The following is a 19,468-nucleotide window of genomic DNA, read 5'->3' as shown; positions in this document are numbered from 1 at the left end:
CACCTTCACCCCGGCGACCAAGCAGGCGGCGTTCGCCCGGATCGCGCTGTCGGGACCGGCCGGATCCGGGAAGACGTACACCGGCTCGCGCTCGCGTCGGCGCTCTCGGATCGGGTCGCCGTCGTCGACACCGAGCGCGGGTCGGCGTCGAAATATGTCGGCCTGAACGGCTGGCAGTTCGACACCATCCAGCCCGACCGCTTCTCCCCGCTGTCCCTCGTGGAGATCCTGGGCGTCGCCGCCGGCGCCGGATACGGCGCAATCCTCATCGACTCGCTGTCGCACTACTGGATGGGCACCGACGGCCTCCTCGAACAGGCCGACCGCCGCAAGCACGGCACCAACTCGTTCTCCGGGTGGAAGGAAGTCGGACCCGAGGAACGCCGGATGATCGACGCCCTGATCGCCTACCCCGGCCACGTCGTGGTGACCATGCGGTCCAAGACCGAGTACGTCATCGAGGAGGACAGCCGCGGCCGGAAGGTGCCGCGCAAGGTCGGGATGAAGCCGGTCCAGCACGACGGCATCGAGTACGAGTTCGACATCGTCGGCGACCTGGACCACCAGAACACGCTTACCGTGGTGAAGACCCGTATCCACACGCTGAACAAGGCCGTGATCCCACTGCCGGGCCCGGAGCTGGCCGACCAGATCCGCGACTGGCTGTCCGACGGGGATCAGGTTCCGTCGATCGCCGAGTACCGATCCCGCGCTCTCGCCGCCGGGACGGGCGACGATCTGCGGGCGCTGTACCGCGAGGTCGAGCAGAACCGTCTGCTCGCCGGTCCGACGATCGACCTGTCCGGTGAACCGACAGTGCTCGGCGATCTGATCAACCAGCTCGCACAGGACATCCCCCACCGGCCCCTGACCGACGACGAAGTCGACGCGGTACTCGCCGAGCTCAATACAGCGGACACGCTCGATAGCGTGTCCACCATCGGTCGTCGTCTGGGGAAGCGCGTCGAGATGTCCCCGCGGGGCGGGGAGATCATCGCTGCCGCCACCGCCCGCAAGACCGCGCTGTCCAGCCCAAGCCAGGAGGCAATCCATGCCTGACCCTTCCATCACGATCTGCGGCGCCCTCGGCGACGACCCGACCCTCAGGTACACCGCCGCCGGCAAGCCGGTGTGCTCGGGCCGGGTCGCGCACATCTGCGCGGACCTGTCGCAGATCGACCCGCGCTACTTCCTGCCGTCGGACATTCTCTGGGCGTCTCCCGAGTGATTCACCGCTGGCCACCCGGTGACCACCTACGAGCACGGCCAGGTGCCCATCGAGGACGTCGAAGTCGGCATGCTCGCGCTGACCCACGAGGGTCGGTTCCGGCCGGTCACGCGGGTCCAGTCGAAGACCGCAGCAGCGACGGTCCTCGTGAAGGGGCAGGGGCACACCGGAATCGAGGCGACCCCGAATCACCGCTTCTGGGCGCGTGAGAGCGGGCGGGTCTGGCAGAACGACATCCGCCAGTACCGTCGCATGTACTCCGACGCGGAGTGGATCAGCGCGGACGAACTCGCGTCGCGTGAAGCGCTGTGGGCCACACCCGTGAAGATCGAGAGAGGCTGCGGAGTGCCGAACTATCCGGCGATCTTCGGTGACGACGCCGAGCTGGCCGCCTGGATCCTCGGCCGGTGGCTGGGCGACGGATCACTCTCGTTCGGCCGGAACACCGAGGTCGTGATCTCGTGCTCGTTCGACGAAGAAGCCGAACTCGGGAAGTGGCTCGACCGCACCCAGTACGAGTGGAAGGCCGACCACAAGCGCACCGCGATCAACTTCCGGATCAGCAACCGCGAAGCACGCGACTGGCTCGCCCATCACTGCGGCGTGGGCGCGGGCAAGAAGCAGGTGCCCACCTGGGCGCTCATGCTCAGTCCAGGGGAGCGCGCCGAACTGCTCGCCGGATACATGTCGGCCGACGGTGGCACAACCCAGCGCCGTCACCGCGCGTCGACCGTGTCGAAGAAGCTCGCGATCAGCATGCGTCTGCTCGCCGAATCGATCGGCCACCGCGTCGCGCTCGCGCACGACAACCGAGAGACCTACGCGATCGAAGGACGCACCGGCCGCGCACGACTGCAGTGGATCATGCACTGGGAACCGAAGCTCGCCGCCAAGCGATCGCCGGAGGCGTTTGTCGACGGCATCCACGCGTGGTCCCGGGTCCGCTCCGTCGAACCCGCGCGCACCAGCGTCACGGTCTACAACATCGAGGTCGACGAGGACCACTCGTACGTGCTCGACGGCATCGTGGTGAAGAACTGCACCCAACCACTCTGTCGCGAAGGGCCGGAAGCGTGTCGGGAATCAGCCGGATCTGTTCGGCGAGGTGCTGCCCGACGCCGCGGCTGAACGCTCGCGGGCGACGATGTGGGACGTCCCGCGGTTCGCCGAGGTCCACCGGTACCGCGCGGTCATCGTCGAGAACGTCGTCGACGCCGCACGCTGGGTCATGTTCGACGCCTGGCTGATGGCGATGAAGGCCCTCGGCTACCGACACCAGGTCGTGTGGCTCAACTCGATGCACGCCCAGTACGGCGGTGCGGGCGCCGCGCAGAGCAGGGACCGCATGTACGTGGTGTTCACCCTCGAAGGAAACCCGGCGCCCGACCTGCACAAGCTGAACCGTCCGCCTGCGGTCTGCCCGGACTGCGGGCCGGTGCTCGCCGTGCAGGCGTGGAAGAAGCCCGATCGGCCGGCGTGGGGCCGGTACCGCGCGCAGTATCAGTACCGCTGCCCGAACACGAGCTGCCGCAATCAGGTCGTCGAGCCGACAGTGCGGGCCGCCGCCGAGATCATCGACTGGTCGCTCGAAGGGCAGCGAATCGGGGACCGGGCGAAGCCGCTCGCCGAAAAGACGATGAAGCGGATCCAGGCCGGGATCGACCGCTACTGGCGGCCACTCATCGTTGAGGCCGCGGGCAACACCTACGACGCGGCCGACCCGAAGCACCCGCAGCATGGTCAGCTGGGCGCGTACATGCGGGCATGGCCAGTTGATGACCCGCTGCGTACCGTGCACACCACGGCGTCGAAGGCCCTCGCGGTCCCGATGGAAGGCCGCGAGGGCAAGGAAGCGCGGCCGGCCGACGGACCGCTGCGCACGATGACCACCCGCGCGGAGACTGCGCTGGCCGTGCCGTGCGGTGGGACTTGGCGCGAGGCAGCGACTCGGCCACCGACGGGCTCGCGTTCCTGACGCAGTTCCGGGACCGGGTGCGCGACTTGGACCCGCACACCGAGCCGCTGACCACCGTCGTCGCCGACGACGCGAACCACGGTCTTGTGCAGGCGCCGCCGTTCGTCGCCGAGCTGTGCGGCGGTGGGTCCGACGCCCGACCGACGGCCGACCCGCTGTCGACGGTCACCGCGTCCGGGAACCACCACGGGTTGGTCACCTCCTACTACGGGAAGGGCGGCACCATTCCGACCGGGCATCCGATTCCGACGGTCACCGCGGTGGAGAAGCACGCCCTCCTCATGCGGAACAACACCGCCCGCGGCGACCAAGGCCAGATGTCGACACCGGTCACCGAACCCGCACGCACCGTCACCACAGCCGGCCACCAGTCGCTCCTCGACGCCACCACGCCGACGATCGACATCGCAGACGTCCGGTTCCGCATGCTCGAGCCCCGCGAGATCATCGCCGCGATGGACTTCCCCGGCACCTCTACGTGGTGCTCGGAACCCGCCGCGAACAGGTCCGAATGGCAGGCAACGCCGTCACCCCCATGCGCGGCCCGCGACCTCATCGCTGTCGTCGCCGAATCCCTCGGGGTCGCCGTGTGAACGTCCGACTCCTCGCCGCGGCGTGCTGGACCCTCACAGTCGCAGCCGCCGCAGCGCTAGTCCTCCTGTACGCCTGGCAGATGCCCTGATGGCCACCATCGAGCGCTACGACACCAAGTCCGGCCGCCGGTACCGGGTCCGCTACCGCAAACCTGACGGACGCCAGACCGACAAACGCGGCTTCACCACGAAGAAGGCCGCCGAAGCCTTCGCCGCCACCGTCGAAGTCGACAAGCTCACCGGCTCCTACGTGGCCCCCTCGCTCGGGCGGGAGCCCCTTGACGCCGTCGCCGGGAGATGGTTCGCCCGGAAGGTCTGGAAGAAGCCGTCGTGGAAGTCCCGGCAGGAATCGATCCTGCGCGTCCAGATCGCGCCCGTCTGGGGTAGCCGCGCGATCGCGTCGATCACGAAACCGGAGATCCGCGACTGGATCGCCGACCTGTCCGGGGTCCTCTCCGCATCAACCATCAGCGACGTTCATGGGGTACTTGCCGCCGTCCTCGACACGGCCGTGGAAGAACGCCTCATCGCATCCAATCCGGCCCGGAAGGTCGAACTCCCGAAACGCGAACTCGTCGAGCACAACTACCTCACCCACCTGCAAGTACGACAACTCGCCCGCGAAGTGAGCCAGCGCCCGGAAGTCGTGCTGATCCTCGCCTACACCGGGATCAGGCGGGGAGATGGCTGTGCTGCGGCCACGTGACATCGACCTCGACCGCTGCCGCATACAGATCGCACGATCAGTCGCGACCGTCGACGGCAAATCGGTCATCGGCGCACCGAAGACCTGGGAACGCCGCGTCGTCGCCATGCCCGCCACCGTGCGCGATCTCCTCATCCCCATCATCGACGCGGCTCCCTCGCCGGACGCGCTCCTCTGGCCCCGCCCGCGGGCCGGCGACTTCATGCGGCCGCCGTCGTCATGCCACTGGTTCAGCCAGGCGGTCAGCCGCCTGGTGGACCGCACCACCCCGCTCGACGCCGACGGTGCCCCCGCCGGTCCGTCATCGTTCCCCCGCGTGACCGCGCACGAACTGCGGCACACCGCGGCATCGCTCATGATCGCCTCCGGCGCACACGTGAAGACGGTGCAGCGGCAACTCGGCCACAAATCCGCGACGATGACACCAGACCAGTATGGGCACCTGTTCGAGGACGATCTCGACGTGATCGCCGATCGCATGGGCAAGGCGATGGCTGCCGCGGAGTGTGGGCGAAATGTGGGCACGACGGGTCTGGCGACCGCCAATCCGGCATGAAAAAAGCCGCCCACCTGCGTGAACAGGCGGGCGGCGGATGTGGAGCTAAGGGGAATCGAACCCCTGACCTACTCGATGCGAACGAGTCGCGCTACCAACTGCGCCATAGCCCCGGATCTCACTCTCGCGAGCGAACCGGAGACCAGTGTAACAGCGTCTCCGGGAGGTCCAAATCGGGGTCGGTCGCCGACCGGGCGGGCGTCGTCACAGGACGCCCGCAAAGCTCAACGCCGCTGGTCAGGTAGGACCAGCGGCGTTGAAGTCGGCGTGAATGACGGACGTGCGCCAGCGGCGCGGAAGGGTCAGTCCTCGTCTTCGGCGTCGGCCGCGGCGTTGCGCTCGCGGGCGATCTCGATGGCACGACGGGCGTCGTCCTCGGTGGCGTACGGACCCATGCGGTTCAGGGCGTTGGGCACCTTGCCCCGGCTGACCTCACCGGTCGCGACGTCGTAGTACCAATCCCCATCGGTTGCGCTCATGCCACTCACCTTAGACGGCGCGCCGGTACTCGTCGTCGTCCGCCACCGACTCGGCGTACGAGAAGTCGTAAACGGGCAGGTGGTCGAATGCCGGGTCCTCGTCGTCGAGCTCCACCACGATCATGCCGCCGGGGCGACGACGCGGCGGCGCCGCCGGACGGGCCGGGATCGCCTCCTCCTGCTGACGGCGAACCCGCTCGTCCTCGGCGGCATGCCGGCGCAGCCGCTCGGCGCGCTGCGCCCGGTACTGCTGCTCCTCCAGCGCGGTGCGCCGCAGGAAGTACAGGTACAGCCCGCTCAGCACGACCATCGTCGCGGCCGCGATGTAGCCGTACGGCTGCCAGAAGAAGCAGCTCGCGATCGCCAGCACCGTCACGGCCAGCAGCCCCGTGACGGTACGACGCCGCTCCGCGTACCGGCGCGCGTCACGCTCGGCGATCCGGTCCGGCGTGTACGACCCGCGGCCACGCAATTCCCGCGGCGTCGGCCGCGCCGCCGGCGCCGGCTCGTCTAGTTCGTCCAGGTCGTCGGCCTCGTCGTCGAGCCGGTCGTCGGCGTCGTCCTCGGCCTCCGCGTCGAGGTCGTCCTCATACTCGTCGTCAAGATCCTCGAGGTCGTCATCGAACTCGTCGTCGAGGTCGGCGCCGGCCTCGTCGTCGTGCTCGGCGTCCGCGTCCAGGTCCACCTCGTCGGCCTCGATCACCTCATCGGCATCGATCACCTCATCGGGATCGACGGCGTCGAGCACGTCGGTCACCTCGGCGTCGACGGGAGCGTCGGTCCGGGCCTGCGTCGCGGTTTCGGTCTCCTCCGGCACGTCGTCCTCCTCGATCACGGCTCGTTTCAGAGCGGGTTCCTCGCGCTTGCGCACGTAGTCGGGATTGCTCGGATGACGGCCGGCGGAACGACGGCGCACCGCGGCGCGCTCACCGCCCCGATGCAGGACGCGGGTATTGGCGACCGCTTCGGTGGTCTTCCGGACCTCCGGACGACCGCGCAGCACCATCGGCAGCAGGATGAACAGCCAGGCGACGATGAGGAAGATCCACAGCACCGACGAGTTCATGACGCAGCCTCCGCTTCCTTTCTGGACCGACAATCGACCACCCTTCAACCTAGGTGCGCACTCCCCGATCGCGGTGCAGGCGCGCCGTGGCCCCGGCGAATCGGCACCCCGGTGATCTACCGTGAAGAAATGAGCACTCCGGACGCCGCGGTCGTCGCACGAGGAGTCACCGTGCGGCGGGGCCCGCATCTCGCGCTCGACGACGTCTCCGCGACCGTTCCGCGCGGGTCGATCACCGGGCTTCTCGGCCCGTCGGGGTGTGGGAAGAGCACCCTGATGCGGGCGATCGTGGGCACGCAGAGCCACGTGGACGGCACGCTGACCGTGCTCGGTCTGCCCGCCGGAGTTCGTGCACTCCGGTCCCGCGTCGGGTACGTGACCCAGGCGGCCTCCGTCTACGCGGACCTCACCGTGCGCGAGAACATCACGTATTTCGCACGGCTGCAAGGCAATTCGTCCGGCGTCGACGACGCACTCGCCGCCGTCGACCTCACCGGCGTGGCGCGACAGCGCGCGGCGAACCTCTCCGGCGGCCAGCTCCGCCGGGTCTCCATCGCGAGTGCACTGGTCGGCGCGCCCGAACTGCTGATCCTCGACGAGCCGACCGTCGGCCTCGACCCCGTGCTCCGTGCCGATCTCTGGCAACGCTTCCGGCGCCTCGCCGACGACGGCACCACGCTTCTGGTCTCCAGCCACGTGATGGATGAGGCCGACCACTGCGACGGCCTCATCCTGCTCCGCGACGGCAGGCTGGTCGCGACCACGACCGCCGACGAGATGCGCGTCCGCACCGGATGTTCCAGCCTGGACGCCGCCTTCCTCGATCTCATCACCCACGGCGGTGACGCCGCGTGAACAGCCTCCGCACCACCGGCGCCACCACGCTGCGGGTCCTGCAGCAACTCCGTGCCGACCCGCGCACCGTCGTCATGCTGCTCGCCATCCCCGCGGTACTGCTGACCCTGCTCTACTACATGTTCTCCGGCCTGCCGCAGTTCCCCGGCCAGCCGAGCACCTTCGACCGGGTCGCCACCGCGATCCTCGGAATCCTGCCGTTCGTGGCGATGTTCCTGGTCACCTCGATCGCCATGCTCCGCGAACGCAGCTCCGGCACCCTCGAGCGCGTGCTCTCCACCCCGATCAGCAAGGGCGCGCTGATGGGTGGTTACACCCTCGCGTTCGCGCTGTTCGCCGCGGTGCAGGCGTCGGTCGCGTGCGGGCTCGCGTTCGGCGCGTTCGATCTCACCGTCGCCGGGACGGTCGGCGGCGTGATCGGCGTCTGCATCCTGGTCGGCGTGCTGGGCGTGGCACTCGGACTGCTGTGCAGCGCCTTCGCGCGCACCGAGTTCCAGGCGATGCAGTTCATGCCCGCGCTGGTGTTCCCGCAGCTCTTCGTGTGCGGGCTGTTCGTGCCGCGGGCACAACTGCCGACGTGGATGCAGTACCTGTCCGATGTCATGCCACTCACCTACGCGGTGCAGGCCCTGGAACAGATCCGCGACTACGCGGCGCCGACCGGGCTGCTCTGGCGCGACATCGGGATTCTGCTCGGGTTCACGGTCGCCTCGCTGGCCCTGGGCTCCGCCACGCTGCAACGGCGCACCGACTGAGACCGGTATCCGGCGCAGCTGTCCCTACCGTGGCGTAGAAGTCGGCGGGTCGGAGCGCGACCTGGGCAGATGACGTGTGGTGACGACGGTCGGCTGATCTACGCCACAGTAGGGTCACGCGGCGCGGGTACAACGCGGTCTCGACGGAGACGTCGGTCGACCGGCATGACGCGCACGACCAGCCAGGCGCACGCCCCCACTCCGCTACACGGCCCAGGCACGACCCGCCCGGATCAGGGTCTGAACCGCCGTGTCGGTCACCTCTTCGACGGTCAGGGCCACCAGCAGGTGGTCGCGCCAGCGGGCGTTGACATCCATGTACCGCTTGAGCAGGCCCTCCTCCCGGAAGCCGGCCTTCGCGAGCACCGCCTGCGACGCACCGTTGGTCGGCTGCACGGTCGCCTCCAGCCGGTGCAGCCCGACCGGACCGAAACAGTGGTCGACGCCGAGAGCCACCGCGGCGGTGGCGACACCCTTGCCGCTGACGTCCTCGTCCACCCAGTAGCCGATCCAGGCGCTGCGCACCGCACCGCGCTGGATGTTGCCGACGGTCAACTGCCCGGCGTAGCGCCCGTCCACCTCGATCACGAACGGCAGCACGTTCCCGCGCCGCGCCTCGGCCTTGAGAACCGAGTGCAGTGGCGTCCACGACGACGGCTGGTGCCTGCGCGCCCACGACCCCTGCGCGGTGGGTTCCCACGGCAGCAGCAGGTTCTGGTTCTTGATGCGGAGCCGGCTCCATTCGCGGCCGTCGCGCGCGCGGATCGGCCGCGCCGTGACCACGCCGGCGGCGGTACCGATCGGCCCGAGCGTCGCGGGCCAGCCGGGATGAGAGGGCGAGTCGACCAGCCAGCTCAGCATCTCGTCAGCCGCGCTGAGCCAGGAACATGACCTCCACGCGGTCGCCGGTCTCGAGTTCTTCGACGTCCTCATCGACGACGATCAGGCAGTTGGCCTCCGCGAGTTCGGCAAGCAGATGCGAACTCCCCGTAGGAGATTCGCCGATGACCTGGACCAGGTACTCCCCCGAGCGCTCGTCGCGCATCAGCTGTCCGCGAAGGTAGCCGGTACGGCCCACGACCGACGCGATCGGACCGACCGTGCGCGCGGTGACCGTGCGCCGCTTGGGCTGGCGCTTCCCGAGAGCGATGCGGATCAGCGGCCGGACCATCACCTCGAAGGTCACGAGCGCGCTCACCGGGTTGGCCGGCAGCCAGAACACCGGGATCTCGTCGCGGCCGAGCCGGCCGAAGCCCTGCACCGAGCCGGGGTGCATCGCGATCCGGGCGATCTCCAGATCGCCCAGGTCGGCCAGCGCCTCGGCCACATCGCGCGAGGCCTCGCCGCCGACGCTGCCGCAGATCACGACGATCTCCGAGCGGATCAGCTGCGCCTCGACGGTCTCGCGCAGGCGGTCCTTGTCGCGGCCTGCGACGCCGACCCGGTGCACGTCGGCGCCGGCGTCGCGGGCCGCCGCGGCCAGCGCGTAGCTGTTGACGTCGTACACCTGACCGGGACCGGGATCGCGGTAGATGTCGACCAGTTCGTTGCCCACCGAGATCACCGCGACCCGCGGTCGGGGATGGACCAGCACCCGGGAACGACCGACCGCGGCCAGCAGTCCGACCTGCGCCGGACCGATCACCGCGCCCTCGCGCACCGCGACATCGCCGGGCATCACGTCGTCACCGATGCGCCGCACGTATTCGCCGCTCTCCACCGCGTGCCCGATCATCACGCGCTGGTCGCCGCCGTCGGTCCAGCGCAGCGGCACCACGGCGTCGGCCAGCGTCGGCATCGGCGCACCGGTCTGGACGCGTACCGCCTGCCCGGGCTGCAGCCGGATCGGGGTGCGCGAGCCGGACTCCACCTCGCCGACCACCGGCAGGTGCACCACCAGATCGTCGCTCTCGTCGGGGCGGGTGACCTCGATGCCACCGCTGTCCAGGTCCGCCATCTCGGCCGGCGCCGCCGTCCCGGCGAGCACCACGTCCACGGCGCGCACCGCATAGCCGTCGACCGCCACCTGATCGAACCCGGGCAGCGGATCGGTGGTCACCACCTCCTCGGCGCACAGCAGACCCTGTGCCTCGGAGATCGCCACCTGGACCGGTCGCGGAGCCACCACCGAGGCGGCCACCAGGCTCAACTGGTCCTGCACCGAGCGCATGTTCTCTCCTCACCGTCGCTGGCTCCGAGGTTAATCAACGGACGACGCGCCCGACGGCAGGCGCGCGGGGTTTCAACGAGCTCAACCGGCGATCGGAGACGCGCAACCGGCGATCGGGAGCACGCAGCCCGCGATCGGGAGCACGCAGCCCGCGATCGGGAGCACGCAGCCGGCGACCGACGACGCTCAACCGGCGATCGGAAACGCTCAATCGGCGGTCGACGGCGCTCGACCGACGATCTGGGGCGGGTCAACCGGCGGGGCCGGATGCCGAACGGCGGAGTTGTGGGTCACCACGACCCACAACTCCGCCGTCTGCGAATCGGCTACTGCGAGAGCCGCTGCTCCAGCCACTCGCGCAACTCGGGGCCGTAGTCGTCGCGGTCGAGCGCGAAGTCGACGGCGGCCTTCAGATACCCGCCGGGGTTGCCCAGGTCGTGCCGGGTGCCCTCGTGCACCACGACGTGCACCGGCTCACCCTTCGCGATGAGCAGCGCGATCGCGTCGGTCAGCTGCAGTTCCCCACCCGCACCGGGAGTGATCTCCCGCAACGCGTCGAAGATCTTGCGGTCCAGGATGTAGCGGCCGGCGGCGGCCAGGTTCGACGGCGCATCGGCGGCGGCGGGCTTCTCGACCATCCCCTTGACCCGCTTGACGTTCGGCGTCACCGGATCGGCCTCCTCGACGTCGAACACGCCGTAGGAGCTGATGGCGTCGGGCCCGACCTCGATGGCGCAGAGCACGCTGCCGCCGTAGCGGGCACGCGTCTCCGCCATGCGCGTCAGGACCCCGCCGGGCAGCACCAGATCGTCGGGCAGCAGGACGGCGATGGCGTCCTCGTCGTCGCCGAGTTCGGGCTCCACGCAGCCGACGGCGTGGCCGAGACCGAGCGGCTTGTCCTGAACCACCGAGGCCACCTGGAGCAACGACGGCGCGTTGCGGACCTTGGCGAGCATGGCCTGTTTGCCGCGCGAGGAAAGGGTGTGCTCCAGCACCAGGTCCTCGACGAAGTGCGCCACCACGCCGTCCTTGCCGGGCGAGGTGATGATGAGCAACCGCTCGGCCCCGGCCGACTTGGCCTCCTCGGCGACCAGCTCGATCCCCGGGGTGTCGACCACGGGCAGCAATTCCTTGGGCACCGTCTTGGTGGCCGGCAGGAATCGGGTTCCGAGACCGGCCGCGGGCACCACCGCGGTGTGGGGGATCTTCGACTGCGACATGAGCCTCACCTTACTGGCGGGTTCTGGCAGGATCGGACACGAGTCCTGGACGAACGCTGACATGCCGAACGGTGAGAGTGATGCCCGCAGACAAGAACGACCTCCGTGCCGGCCTGCTCGCCGCCCGCGCGGCGATGAGCCCGTTCGCCGAATCGCAGGCCATCGGCGACCTGGCCGAATGGATGTACGCGCTGCCCGTCGAACTGGCCGAGGGCGACACCGTCGCCGCCTATGTCGCCACCCGGCGCGAGCCCGGCGGCACCCCGATGCTCGACGCCCTGGCCGACCGCGGGCTGCGAGTGATCCTGCCGATCGTGCCCGAGGGACCGCCGCAGCGACTGGAGTGGGGTGTCTATCGCGGCGAGCGGCACCTCGGCGAGGGCCGCTGGAATCTGTTGGAGCCCACCGGAATGCGCCTCGATCCGGACACACTGGTCGACGCGAAGCTGATCCTGGTGCCCGCGGTGGCCGCCGACCGGCGCGGCGTGCGGCTGGGCCGCGGCGCCGGCTACTACGACCGGACGCTGGCCGGGATGCCCGGCGCGATCGTGGCGGTGGTGCACGACGGCGAGTTGGTGGAGCACGATCTGCCGGAGGACCCGACTGACGTCCGCGCGCACTGGATCCTCACCCCGTCGAGGGGTTTCGTTCCCGCCACGGCCGACTGAGCCCGCGCACCTTTCGACACGGTTCGTCGCTTCGCTCCTCACCGACTCAAGGAGCTACACAAGGAGCGCGCAAAAAGCAGCCCGTTGAGCCGGTCCGAGCCCCTGGGGCGAGGACCGTGTCGAAACGCCCCGACGCTAGGAGGCGGCGCTGGTGGTCGACGTCGTCGACGACGAGGTACTGGACGACGAAGAACTCGACGACGAGCTCTCGGACGAAGAACCGCTCGACGACGAGTTGGACGACCCCGAGGGCACCGAGCCCTTGCGGGAGTCGGTGCGGTAGAAGCCGCTGCCCTTGAAGACCACGCCGACCGAGTTGAACAGCTTGCGGAGCTTGCCCTGACACTGCGGGCACGTGGTCAGCGCATCGTCGGAGAACGACTGCTGGACGTCGAACTTGTTGTCGCAGTCGGTGCATGCGTAGCTGTAGGTGGGCACGAATACCTCCGAGAAATCAGGTAAAGATCGGTGTTCAGTGTAACCCGCATTGGCACTCGATCATTCCGAGTGCCAATCGGGGTGCGATCATTCGATCGCGCGGGTGTCCGTGTCGGGCACACCGTCGCGATTCATGTCCGCGCTGCGGGCCCGGCCCGCATCCCAGCGCAGCAGTGCGCCGCCCAGGACGGCGGCGAGCAACGACCCGACCAGGATGCCCACCTTGGCCGCGGCGGTGTGCCCGCCTGCGGACTCGTCCGGGAACGACAGCTCGGCGATCAGCAGGGCGACGGTGAAACCGATGCCGCAGAGGAAACCGATCGGCAGCAGGTCGCGCAGGCCGATCGCATCGGGCAGGCGCAGCGGCGTGAACCGGGTGACCAGCCAGGTGGTGCCGAGGACGCCGGCCACCTTCCCCACCACCAGGCCCACGACCACGCCGACGCTCACCGGCTGCACGATGTGTCCGACCCCGACCACGGTCACCCCGGCCGCCGCGAACGCGAACAGCGGCAGTGCCACGCCCGACGACCACGGCGTCAGCGCGTGCGCCCCGACGATCGCCCGCGGCAGCGCCTCGCCGTGCCGCGCGACCGCCGGGACGGTGAACCCGAGCAGTACCCCGGCCACGGTGGAGTGCACCCCGGAGGCGTGCACCAGGCCCCACGTCAGGACAGCGATCGGCACCAGCAGCCACCAGTACAGGCGGCGGGCCCGCACCAGCAGGCCGAAGACGACGACGCAGCCGAGCGCCTCGAGGAGCAGCGGCAGGTCGATGTGCTCGGTGTAGACGGTGGCGATCACGGCGATGCCGAGCAGGTCGTCGACCACGGCCAGGGTCATCAGGAACACGCGCAGCGCGATCGGCAGCCCGCGCCCACAGATCGCCAGCACGGCGAGCGCGAAGGCGATGTCGGTGGCCGACGGGATGGCCCAGCCGCCGACGGCGTCGCCGTCGAGCGGACCGACGATCGCCGCGTAGCAGAGCGCGGGCACCACCATGCCGCCGACCGCAGCGGCCACCGGGACCCCGGCGCGGCGCGGGTTGCGCAGGCTGCCGGTCACGAATTCGTGCTTGAGTTCCATCCCGACGATGAAGAAGAACAGGGCCAGCAGACCGTCGGCGGCCCACTCCCCGAGCGTCAGCCGCAGGTGCAGCGACGACGGCCCCACCTCGGTCTCCAACAGGGAGTGATAGGCCGCTCGCCAGGGCGAATTGGCCCAGACGAGGGCGATCACGGCGGCGATCACCAGCAGGATGCCGCCGCTGACATCACGGGAGATCCAGCTCGAAAGTCGTCCCTGCACCATGTGGACATCTTCGCATCCACTCGTACGGGCCTGTGGACAGCCGGTCGCAGGCGGCGGCGATCGGTGTCAGCGTCGAAGCATGAGAACTCCGATCACCACCGGTTCGCTGTCCCGGGTCCGCGCGGCCACCGTCCGCCGGGCGATCGCCGTCGTCTGCGTACTGGCGGCGGCCGCACTGTTCGTCGCCCGGCCGGCCGACGGACGGGATCGGACCGTCGTCGTCGCGGCGCGGGATCTGCGGCCGGGCGTCGTGCTGTCCGACGATGACCTGCGCGTCACCCGCGTCCCCCGGGACGTCGCGCTCGGCGCACTGCATGAGAAACGGGAGGCCACCGGCTCGCGGCTGACCGGTGCCGTCGCCGCGGGCGAAGCCCTCACCGCGACGCGGCTGCTCGGCTCCCGGCTGCCGTCGGCGGTGACCGGAGATCCGCGGGCACGACTGGTTCCGGTCCGTCCGGCCGACGCCGCGGTGACCGGGCTGCTGCGGTCCGGGGACGTCGTGGACGTGCTCGATGAGGACGCCCACCTGCTCGCGGCCGGGGCCGTGGTGGCCGTGCCCGCGGCCCCGCCGCGATCGGCCGTCGCCGCCGCGGATGCGCCCGTGCTGCTCGCGATGGACGAGGACGCGGCGCACCGGGTGGCCGCCGCCGGGCTGGCTAACGCCCTGACGCTGGTGATTCACTGAGTTACACTCGACCCGTGCTCAAGGGTTTCAAGGAATTCATCCTCCGCGGCAACGTCGTCGAACTGGCCACCGCCGTCATCATCGGCGCCGCGTTCACCGCGATCGTGACCGCGTTCACCGACAAGATCATCAGCCCGCTGCTGGCCGCGATCCCCACCGGCCAGGACTGTGGCCAGACGATGGCCACCGGCGCCGACAAGGCGCAGGCCGCCGCCGTCCAGGTCTGTGGCCTGACCTATCAGCTGGTCGACAGCTCGCCGTCCACGGTGATGGACTTCGGTGCCGTGATCGCCGCGTTCATCAACTTCCTGATCGTCGCCGCGGTGGTCTACTTCCTGATCATCGTGCCGTACAACAAGCTCAACGAGCTGGCGGCCGCCCGCCGCTCGGCGTCGGCCGAGGAAGAGGCCGAGCAGACCGAGGTCGGCCTGCTCACCGAGATCCGCGACCTGCTCGGCGCGAACCGCCCGGCCGCCCCCGCGCCGGCACCCGGTCTGCCCGATCCGGCCGCCGGCCAGTACCCGCCGGAAGGGCCGCGCCACTCGCTCTGACCCCCGCGATCAGCACAGGGTACCCTTAGTGCCATGACCACGACCCCGCTGGAACCCGCCGAGCTGGCCGGACTCACCCTGTCCGCCGCGATGAAGCAGGGTTCGGCCATCGAGCACGACGAGGCCGAGCACTCGGCGTTCATGGATCAGCTGCTCGGCGGACACGTCAACCGGGCCGGCTACGCCGACTACCTGCGAGCACTCCGCCCGGTGTACGCGACGCTGGAACGGCTGGGCCGTGAGCTCACCGACGATCCCGTCGCCGGCCCGGTGATCGACGCGGGACTGGAACGACTGGCCGCGATCGACGCGGACCTGGACTACTGGGCACCGGGCGAGTCGCACGAGACCGATTCCGCGGCGGCCAACGCGTACGCCGCCACCATCGCGGCCAGCGCCGCCTGGGGCGGGCAGTACCTGGCCCATCACTACACGCGCTATCTGGGCGATCTCTCCGGCGGCCAGGCGGTCGGCAAGATCCTGGACCGCGCTTTCGGACTCGACGGCGCCGGCCTCGCCTTCTACGACTTCGCCGAGATCGGCAAGAGCAAGCCGTACAAGGACGAGTACCGGGTGAAGCTCGACGCGATCGGCGCGACACTCACCGACGAGCAACGGCTCACCGTGGTCGACGAGGTCCGCCGGGCCTTCCGCCTGAACCACGACGTCTTCACCGAACTCAGCGGAAACCTGGACCGCTACCGCCGCTGATCGAGGGTCGTTTCGACACGGTTCGTCACGAAGTTCATCCTGAGCTTGCCGAAGGGTTCCTCACCGGCGGGCGGGCCGCCTATGCCGCTGAGCCGTGTCGAGACGCCCCCGCACCCCCACACCGCCGTCTCGCAACGCCCCCGCCGCCCCCACACACCGCCGTCTCGCAACGCCCCCGCCGCCCCCACACACCGCCGTCTCGCAACGCCCCCGCCGCCCCCACACACCGCCGTCTCGAAACGCCCCCGCCTCGCCCGTTGAGCCGGGCGAGGCGCTAGCCGAGCCCGTGTCGAAACGCCTCGCACAACCCGTTGGAGCCGGGCGAAACACCTCGCACAGCCCGTGCCGAAACGCCCCGCACAGCCCGTTGAGCCGGGCGAGGCGCTAGCCGAGCCCGTGTCGAAACGCGCCCTAGTCAAGCCCGCCCCCGGCGAAGAACCGCTCCAGCCGCGCCGCGTACGGCGCAGGATCCAGCCCCTCATCCACCAGCCAGTCCGCGCAGTAGTACTTATTCACATAGCGATCACCGGAATCACACAGAAGAGCCACCACACTCCCGGTACGACCCGCATCCCGCAACTCGCCCACGATCCGGTACGCCGCCCACAACCCGGTCCCGGTCGACGCACCAGCACGCCGGCCGGTCACCGCCTCCAGATGAGCGATCGCCGCGACAGCAGCGGCATCGGGCACCGACACCATCCGGTCGACCACCGCCAGCAAGAAGCCGGGCTCCACCCGCTGACGCCCGATCCCCTCGATCCGCGAACCCACCACCGTCCGCACACCAGGATCACCGTCACGCCAGGCCGGGAAGAACGCCGAGTTCTCCGGATCCGCCCGCCCCACGCCGATCGAGCGGAGTCGAGATCAGGCTCCGCCACCACCGGACTCCACCCGTTCGAACACTTGCACATCACGGTGGTAAGGCGTAGTTTGAAGGCAGAACTCGAACGTATGAGCGATTTCTATCGGAAGCTCAGCAGGGGGTGAGGGTCGATGTATTTCGGTGACGACACACCGGTCGGGCTCGACGACGCCGGTGCCGCCCCGCTCACCCCCGATCAGCTGGAAACCGCGACCGGTGTATCTCTTCCGGATGATCCGATGTTGTTGTGGCAGATCATCGACACGGCGATGGCAGTGCTCGGTGACACGCCGCTGGCGTCTGGGTCGGTGCGGCAGGTCGCCGATATGGCCGAGATCTCCGAACGGGTCCGGCGCCGCCACGACGGGCTCTCCGCCGGCCTGTATGCCGAGTGCAATGACCGCTCGGTCGATCGCGCCACCGGGTATCTGACGATGATCAGCTACCTCGCTTACGGGCACCGCCTCGGGCTGGGTCAGGCCCGGGCCCGCACCGCCCTGGCCAATCGCCTCGCCCATCGGACGGCTTTGACCGGCGAGACACTGGATCCGGTGATGCCCGCGGCCGCCGTGGCTGTCGCCGACGGCCTGATCAGTGCCCGGCACGTGGAGGTGATCTCCGCGGTCCTGGCGAAGATCCCCGAATGCCTCGGCCCGCAGGTGATTGCCGATGCCGAGGAGCGTCTGGTCCAGGCGGCGAAAGACCTCAACCCCAAGGATCTGGCCCGCGTGGGAGCGCATCTGCTGGCGTATCTGAACCCCGATGGGGACTACACCGATCCTGAGGATCGGCAACGCCGGCGGGATCTGACCGTATACGGCCAGGACGACGACCTGATGTCGGAGATCGACGGACACCTGACCCCGTCCGCGCGCGCCAAGCTGGACCTCATCCTCACCACGTGGGCCGCCCCGGGGGTCAACAACCCCGCCGATCCCGATTCCCCGCACCCGGCCGGCGACGAACCCGACGCCGACGCTCTGGCCGCCGCCCGGGAACGCGACACCCGCGCTCCCGGGCAACGCCGTCACGACGCCTTCGAGGCGGCCCTCGACTTCGTGATCGCCCACGGGGGCCTGGGCAAGCCCGGCACCATCTCCACCGATCTGGTGATCACCGTGTCCGACGCCGACCTCGCCCGTCACGCTGGGATCGCCCAGTCCGCCACCGGCACCCTCATCCCGGTCAGCGACCTGATCGAACTCGCCTCCCGGAACCAGGCGCGGCCGTACCTGGCCGTCTTCCGCGACCACACCAGCCAGCCGCTCTACCTCGGGCGTGGACGGCGCTCCGCCTCCAAGGCACAACGGCTCATGCTGTTCGCCCGCGATCGCGGCTGCACCGCACCGGCCTGCGACATGCCCTTCGCCCGCACCGAAGCCCACCACTCACCCCGCTGGGAAAACGACGGACGCACCGACATCGACGCCCTCGGCGCCGCATGCGGTGGCCACAACCGCGCCGAAGGTCCACTGCCTGGTCACTGGACCACCGACATCCTGCATACCGGTCGCGACGCCGGACGCATGGTGTGGCGGCCCACCGGCGCCCGTCGCCCCTGGAATCTCAATCCGCTGCACCATCCACAGCGACTCGCCGAACAGATCGCCGACCGCGTCCACGGGCCACCACACCCACCCGGCACTCCCGCCACCCACGATGCGGTACGGCGCAACGACTCCCGCTCGATCATCGAGAAGGAATACGAACCCCGACTCGGACTCACCCGACTCTGGGCCGACCCGGAAACCCCGGCCGACCACGCGGCCTGACCACTCAGCGACATGCCCTCGCCATGCCGGGGCTCGGGGTGGCGCCGCGGGCTGAGCGCGTCCCGGAGCGGCGCGACGGGCAGTCCGGCCCCGCACGGCAACCCGCCACACCCGCCGCCGGCTGAGCCGCGCCGAGCCCGCAAGGGCGAGGCGCGAGTCGAAGCCAAGCCCCGGAGCGACTTGGTCCGACGATCCCGCCGCCCGCCCGATCGGCAAGGCGGGGAACACCCCCAGACGACGATATGGCTCGGGCCCCGCCTCGAGGAGAGACGGGGCCCGATCCGGGTATCGCGAAGAAGCGGTCAACCGATGCTGAACGGCGCTCCGTACAGAGTCGCGTTGCCGAGATTGCCGTCGGCCGCGAATCGGACATTCACCAGCGCACGCGCCTGGGCGAAGCCGACACAGCCGTTGACGCCGAAGCGCTCTTGGCTGTACACCAATCCGCCCCGGTCGCCCGTGAAGTAGACGCTGGTCACAACCGTGTCGTTGATCTCCTGCCGGACCACCGGAACGAACCTCGCCGATCCGGGGCCGAGCGCGAAACCGGCTTTGGAATTCGCCTTCTGACTGGAATCGCCGACGGTGCCGCCGGTCACGTCCCAGTCCTGGCCCAGGCCGCCGGTGGCACCGGCAGCGGCACCGAAGTTCAGCTGACAACCGACAAGGTAACCCTCCGTGACCGACGCACCCTTGACCGATCCGGATGTGGTCACTAGGACCTTTCCGGAGACGACGATCTCACGGCTCGTCGGAACGTTGGTCACCGCGCGCCGAATCGAATAGCTCTCGCCGGCGAGCCGGATCGACACGACGTCGGGCCCCTCTCAGCAGAGACGGGGCCCGACGTCGTGTCAGTGT

General features: G+C 69.6%; 20 protein-coding genes, 1 tRNA gene and 2 pseudogenes. 13 read left to right on the top strand and 10 right to left on the bottom strand.

All coding sequences use genetic code 11. The annotated features are described in order from the left end of the window. Positions 1-63: 63 nt before the first annotated feature. From ACSEEN_RS01475 to ACSEEN_RS01450, 6 genes and pseudogenes are all read left to right on the top strand, one after another. The gene (locus ACSEEN_RS01475; RefSeq protein ID WP_440712151.1) at positions 64-1,059 is read left to right on the top strand and encodes an AAA family ATPase; all 996 of its coding nucleotides are present in this window, start codon (positions 64-66) and stop codon (positions 1,057-1,059) included. Then, positions 1,052-1,228 carry a single stranded DNA-binding domain-containing protein gene (locus ACSEEN_RS01470; protein ID WP_440712077.1) on the top strand — a complete coding sequence of 59 codons (177 nt, stop codon included), beginning with the start codon at positions 1,052-1,054 and terminating at the stop codon, positions 1,226-1,228. The genes ACSEEN_RS01475 and ACSEEN_RS01470 overlap by 8 nt, the downstream gene beginning before the upstream one ends. 69 nt (positions 1,229-1,297) lie before the next feature. After that, on the top strand, positions 1,298-2,356 hold the full coding sequence (locus ACSEEN_RS01465) for a hypothetical protein (protein ID WP_440712150.1): 1,059 nt from the start codon (positions 1,298-1,300) through the stop codon (positions 2,354-2,356). Then, positions 2,274-3,796: pseudogene (locus tag ACSEEN_RS01460) on the top strand (hypothetical protein); the annotation flags it as partial. The gene ACSEEN_RS01465 and the pseudogene ACSEEN_RS01460, both read left to right, overlap by 83 nt. Positions 3,797-3,884: 88 nt before the next feature. Beyond that, positions 3,885-4,502, top strand: coding sequence for a phage integrase central domain-containing protein (locus ACSEEN_RS01455; RefSeq protein WP_440712076.1), 618 nt, complete (start codon positions 3,885-3,887; stop codon positions 4,500-4,502). After that, a complete protein-coding gene (locus ACSEEN_RS01450) occupies positions 4,486-5,058 on the top strand; it encodes a tyrosine-type recombinase/integrase (RefSeq protein ID WP_440712075.1) in 573 nt (190 codons plus the stop codon). The genes ACSEEN_RS01455 and ACSEEN_RS01450 overlap by 17 nt, the downstream gene beginning before the upstream one ends. Positions 5,059-5,098: 40 nt before the next feature. Here ACSEEN_RS01450 and ACSEEN_RS01445 read toward each other — a convergent pair. The 3 genes from ACSEEN_RS01445 to sepX all read right to left on the bottom strand — a co-directional run bounded on the left by ACSEEN_RS01445 (position 5,099) and on the right by sepX (position 6,603). Further along, a tRNA-Ala gene (locus ACSEEN_RS01445) sits at positions 5,099-5,171 on the bottom strand. 189 nt (positions 5,172-5,360) lie between these two features. Next, positions 5,361-5,537 (bottom strand): hypothetical protein, encoded by a 177-nt coding sequence (locus ACSEEN_RS01440; protein ID WP_247866519.1) that lies wholly within the window; start codon positions 5,535-5,537, stop codon positions 5,361-5,363. A 10-nt stretch (positions 5,538-5,547) separates the two neighbouring features. Further along, positions 5,548-6,603: a divisome protein SepX/GlpR gene (sepX, locus tag ACSEEN_RS01435; RefSeq protein WP_440712074.1), complete on the bottom strand. Its 1,056-nt coding sequence runs from the start codon at positions 6,601-6,603 to the stop codon at positions 5,548-5,550. A gap of 129 nt (positions 6,604-6,732) precedes the next feature. Between sepX and ACSEEN_RS01430 the strand changes: the two genes are divergently transcribed. Next, positions 6,733-7,458 (top strand): ABC transporter ATP-binding protein, encoded by a 726-nt coding sequence (locus ACSEEN_RS01430; protein ID WP_440712073.1) that lies wholly within the window; start codon positions 6,733-6,735, stop codon positions 7,456-7,458. Continuing rightward, a complete protein-coding gene (locus ACSEEN_RS01425) occupies positions 7,455-8,213 on the top strand; it encodes an ABC transporter permease (protein ID WP_247866517.1) in 759 nt (252 codons plus the stop codon). The genes ACSEEN_RS01430 and ACSEEN_RS01425 overlap by 4 nt, the downstream gene beginning before the upstream one ends. A gap of 204 nt (positions 8,214-8,417) precedes the next feature. Here ACSEEN_RS01425 and ACSEEN_RS01420 read toward each other — a convergent pair whose 3' ends face one another. The 3 genes from ACSEEN_RS01420 to ACSEEN_RS01410 form a co-directional block, all read right to left on the bottom strand. After that, positions 8,418-9,074: a GNAT family N-acetyltransferase gene (locus tag ACSEEN_RS01420; RefSeq protein ID WP_371307444.1), complete on the bottom strand. Its 657-nt coding sequence runs from the start codon at positions 9,072-9,074 to the stop codon at positions 8,418-8,420. Positions 9,075-9,078: 4 nt separating this feature from the next. Then, positions 9,079-10,383, bottom strand: coding sequence for a molybdotransferase-like divisome protein Glp (gene glp, locus ACSEEN_RS01415; protein ID WP_440712072.1), 1,305 nt, complete (start codon positions 10,381-10,383; stop codon positions 9,079-9,081). 326 nt (positions 10,384-10,709) lie between these two features. Beyond that, complete coding sequence (locus tag ACSEEN_RS01410) at positions 10,710-11,603, bottom strand: UTP--glucose-1-phosphate uridylyltransferase (RefSeq protein ID WP_298444397.1); 894 nt, start codon at positions 11,601-11,603, stop codon at positions 10,710-10,712. A gap of 80 nt (positions 11,604-11,683) precedes the next feature. Here ACSEEN_RS01410 and ACSEEN_RS01405 point away from each other — a divergent pair, with 80 nt between their 5' ends. Continuing rightward, positions 11,684-12,271 carry a 5-formyltetrahydrofolate cyclo-ligase gene (locus ACSEEN_RS01405; protein WP_440712071.1) on the top strand — a complete coding sequence of 196 codons (588 nt, stop codon included), beginning with the start codon at positions 11,684-11,686 and terminating at the stop codon, positions 12,269-12,271. Between the two features lie 135 nt (positions 12,272-12,406). On the opposite strand, the gene ACSEEN_RS01400 is transcribed toward ACSEEN_RS01405, so the two are convergent. Continuing rightward, positions 12,407-12,709 carry an FmdB family zinc ribbon protein gene (locus ACSEEN_RS01400; protein ID WP_440712070.1) on the bottom strand — a complete coding sequence of 101 codons (303 nt, stop codon included), beginning with the start codon at positions 12,707-12,709 and terminating at the stop codon, positions 12,407-12,409. Between the two features lie 87 nt (positions 12,710-12,796). Then, the gene (nhaA, locus tag ACSEEN_RS01395) at positions 12,797-14,020 is read right to left on the bottom strand and encodes a Na+/H+ antiporter NhaA (RefSeq protein ID WP_440712069.1); all 1,224 of its coding nucleotides are present in this window, start codon (positions 14,018-14,020) and stop codon (positions 12,797-12,799) included. Between the two features lie 79 nt (positions 14,021-14,099). On the opposite strand from nhaA, the gene ACSEEN_RS01390 reads away from it, so the two are divergent. The 3 genes and pseudogenes from ACSEEN_RS01390 (at position 14,100) to ACSEEN_RS01380 (ending at position 15,967) form a co-directional block, all read left to right on the top strand. Continuing rightward, positions 14,100-14,705, top strand: coding sequence for an SAF domain-containing protein (locus tag ACSEEN_RS01390; protein WP_440712068.1), 606 nt, complete (start codon positions 14,100-14,102; stop codon positions 14,703-14,705). 14 nt (positions 14,706-14,719) lie between these two features. After that, positions 14,720-15,241, top strand: a pseudogene (gene mscL, locus ACSEEN_RS01385) (large conductance mechanosensitive channel protein MscL); the annotation flags it as partial. A 48-nt stretch (positions 15,242-15,289) separates the two neighbouring features. Next, positions 15,290-15,967 (top strand): biliverdin-producing heme oxygenase, encoded by a 678-nt coding sequence (locus ACSEEN_RS01380; RefSeq protein ID WP_298444387.1) that lies wholly within the window; start codon positions 15,290-15,292, stop codon positions 15,965-15,967. A gap of 411 nt (positions 15,968-16,378) precedes the next feature. Here the strand turns inward: ACSEEN_RS01380 and ACSEEN_RS01375 are convergent, their stop codons facing one another. Continuing rightward, entirely contained in the window at positions 16,379-16,753 is a 375-nt protein-coding gene (locus ACSEEN_RS01375; RefSeq protein WP_440712067.1) for a hypothetical protein, read from the bottom strand. 213 nt (positions 16,754-16,966) lie between these two features. Here ACSEEN_RS01375 and ACSEEN_RS01370 point away from each other — a divergent pair, with 213 nt between their 5' ends. Continuing rightward, complete coding sequence (locus ACSEEN_RS01370) at positions 16,967-18,607, top strand: DUF222 domain-containing protein (RefSeq protein WP_440712066.1); 1,641 nt, start codon at positions 16,967-16,969, stop codon at positions 18,605-18,607. Positions 18,608-18,909: 302 nt separating this feature from the next. On the opposite strand, the gene ACSEEN_RS01365 is transcribed toward ACSEEN_RS01370, so the two are convergent. Next, positions 18,910-19,419: an MspA family porin gene (locus ACSEEN_RS01365; protein ID WP_440712065.1), complete on the bottom strand. Its 510-nt coding sequence runs from the start codon at positions 19,417-19,419 to the stop codon at positions 18,910-18,912. Positions 19,420-19,468: the final 49 nt, after the last annotated feature.

It is taken from the genome of Gordonia marina (assembly GCF_052036135.1).
Taxonomy (GTDB): domain Bacteria; phylum Actinomycetota; class Actinomycetes; order Mycobacteriales; family Mycobacteriaceae; genus Gordonia.
This window is presented reverse-complemented; position numbering and strand designations above follow the sequence as displayed.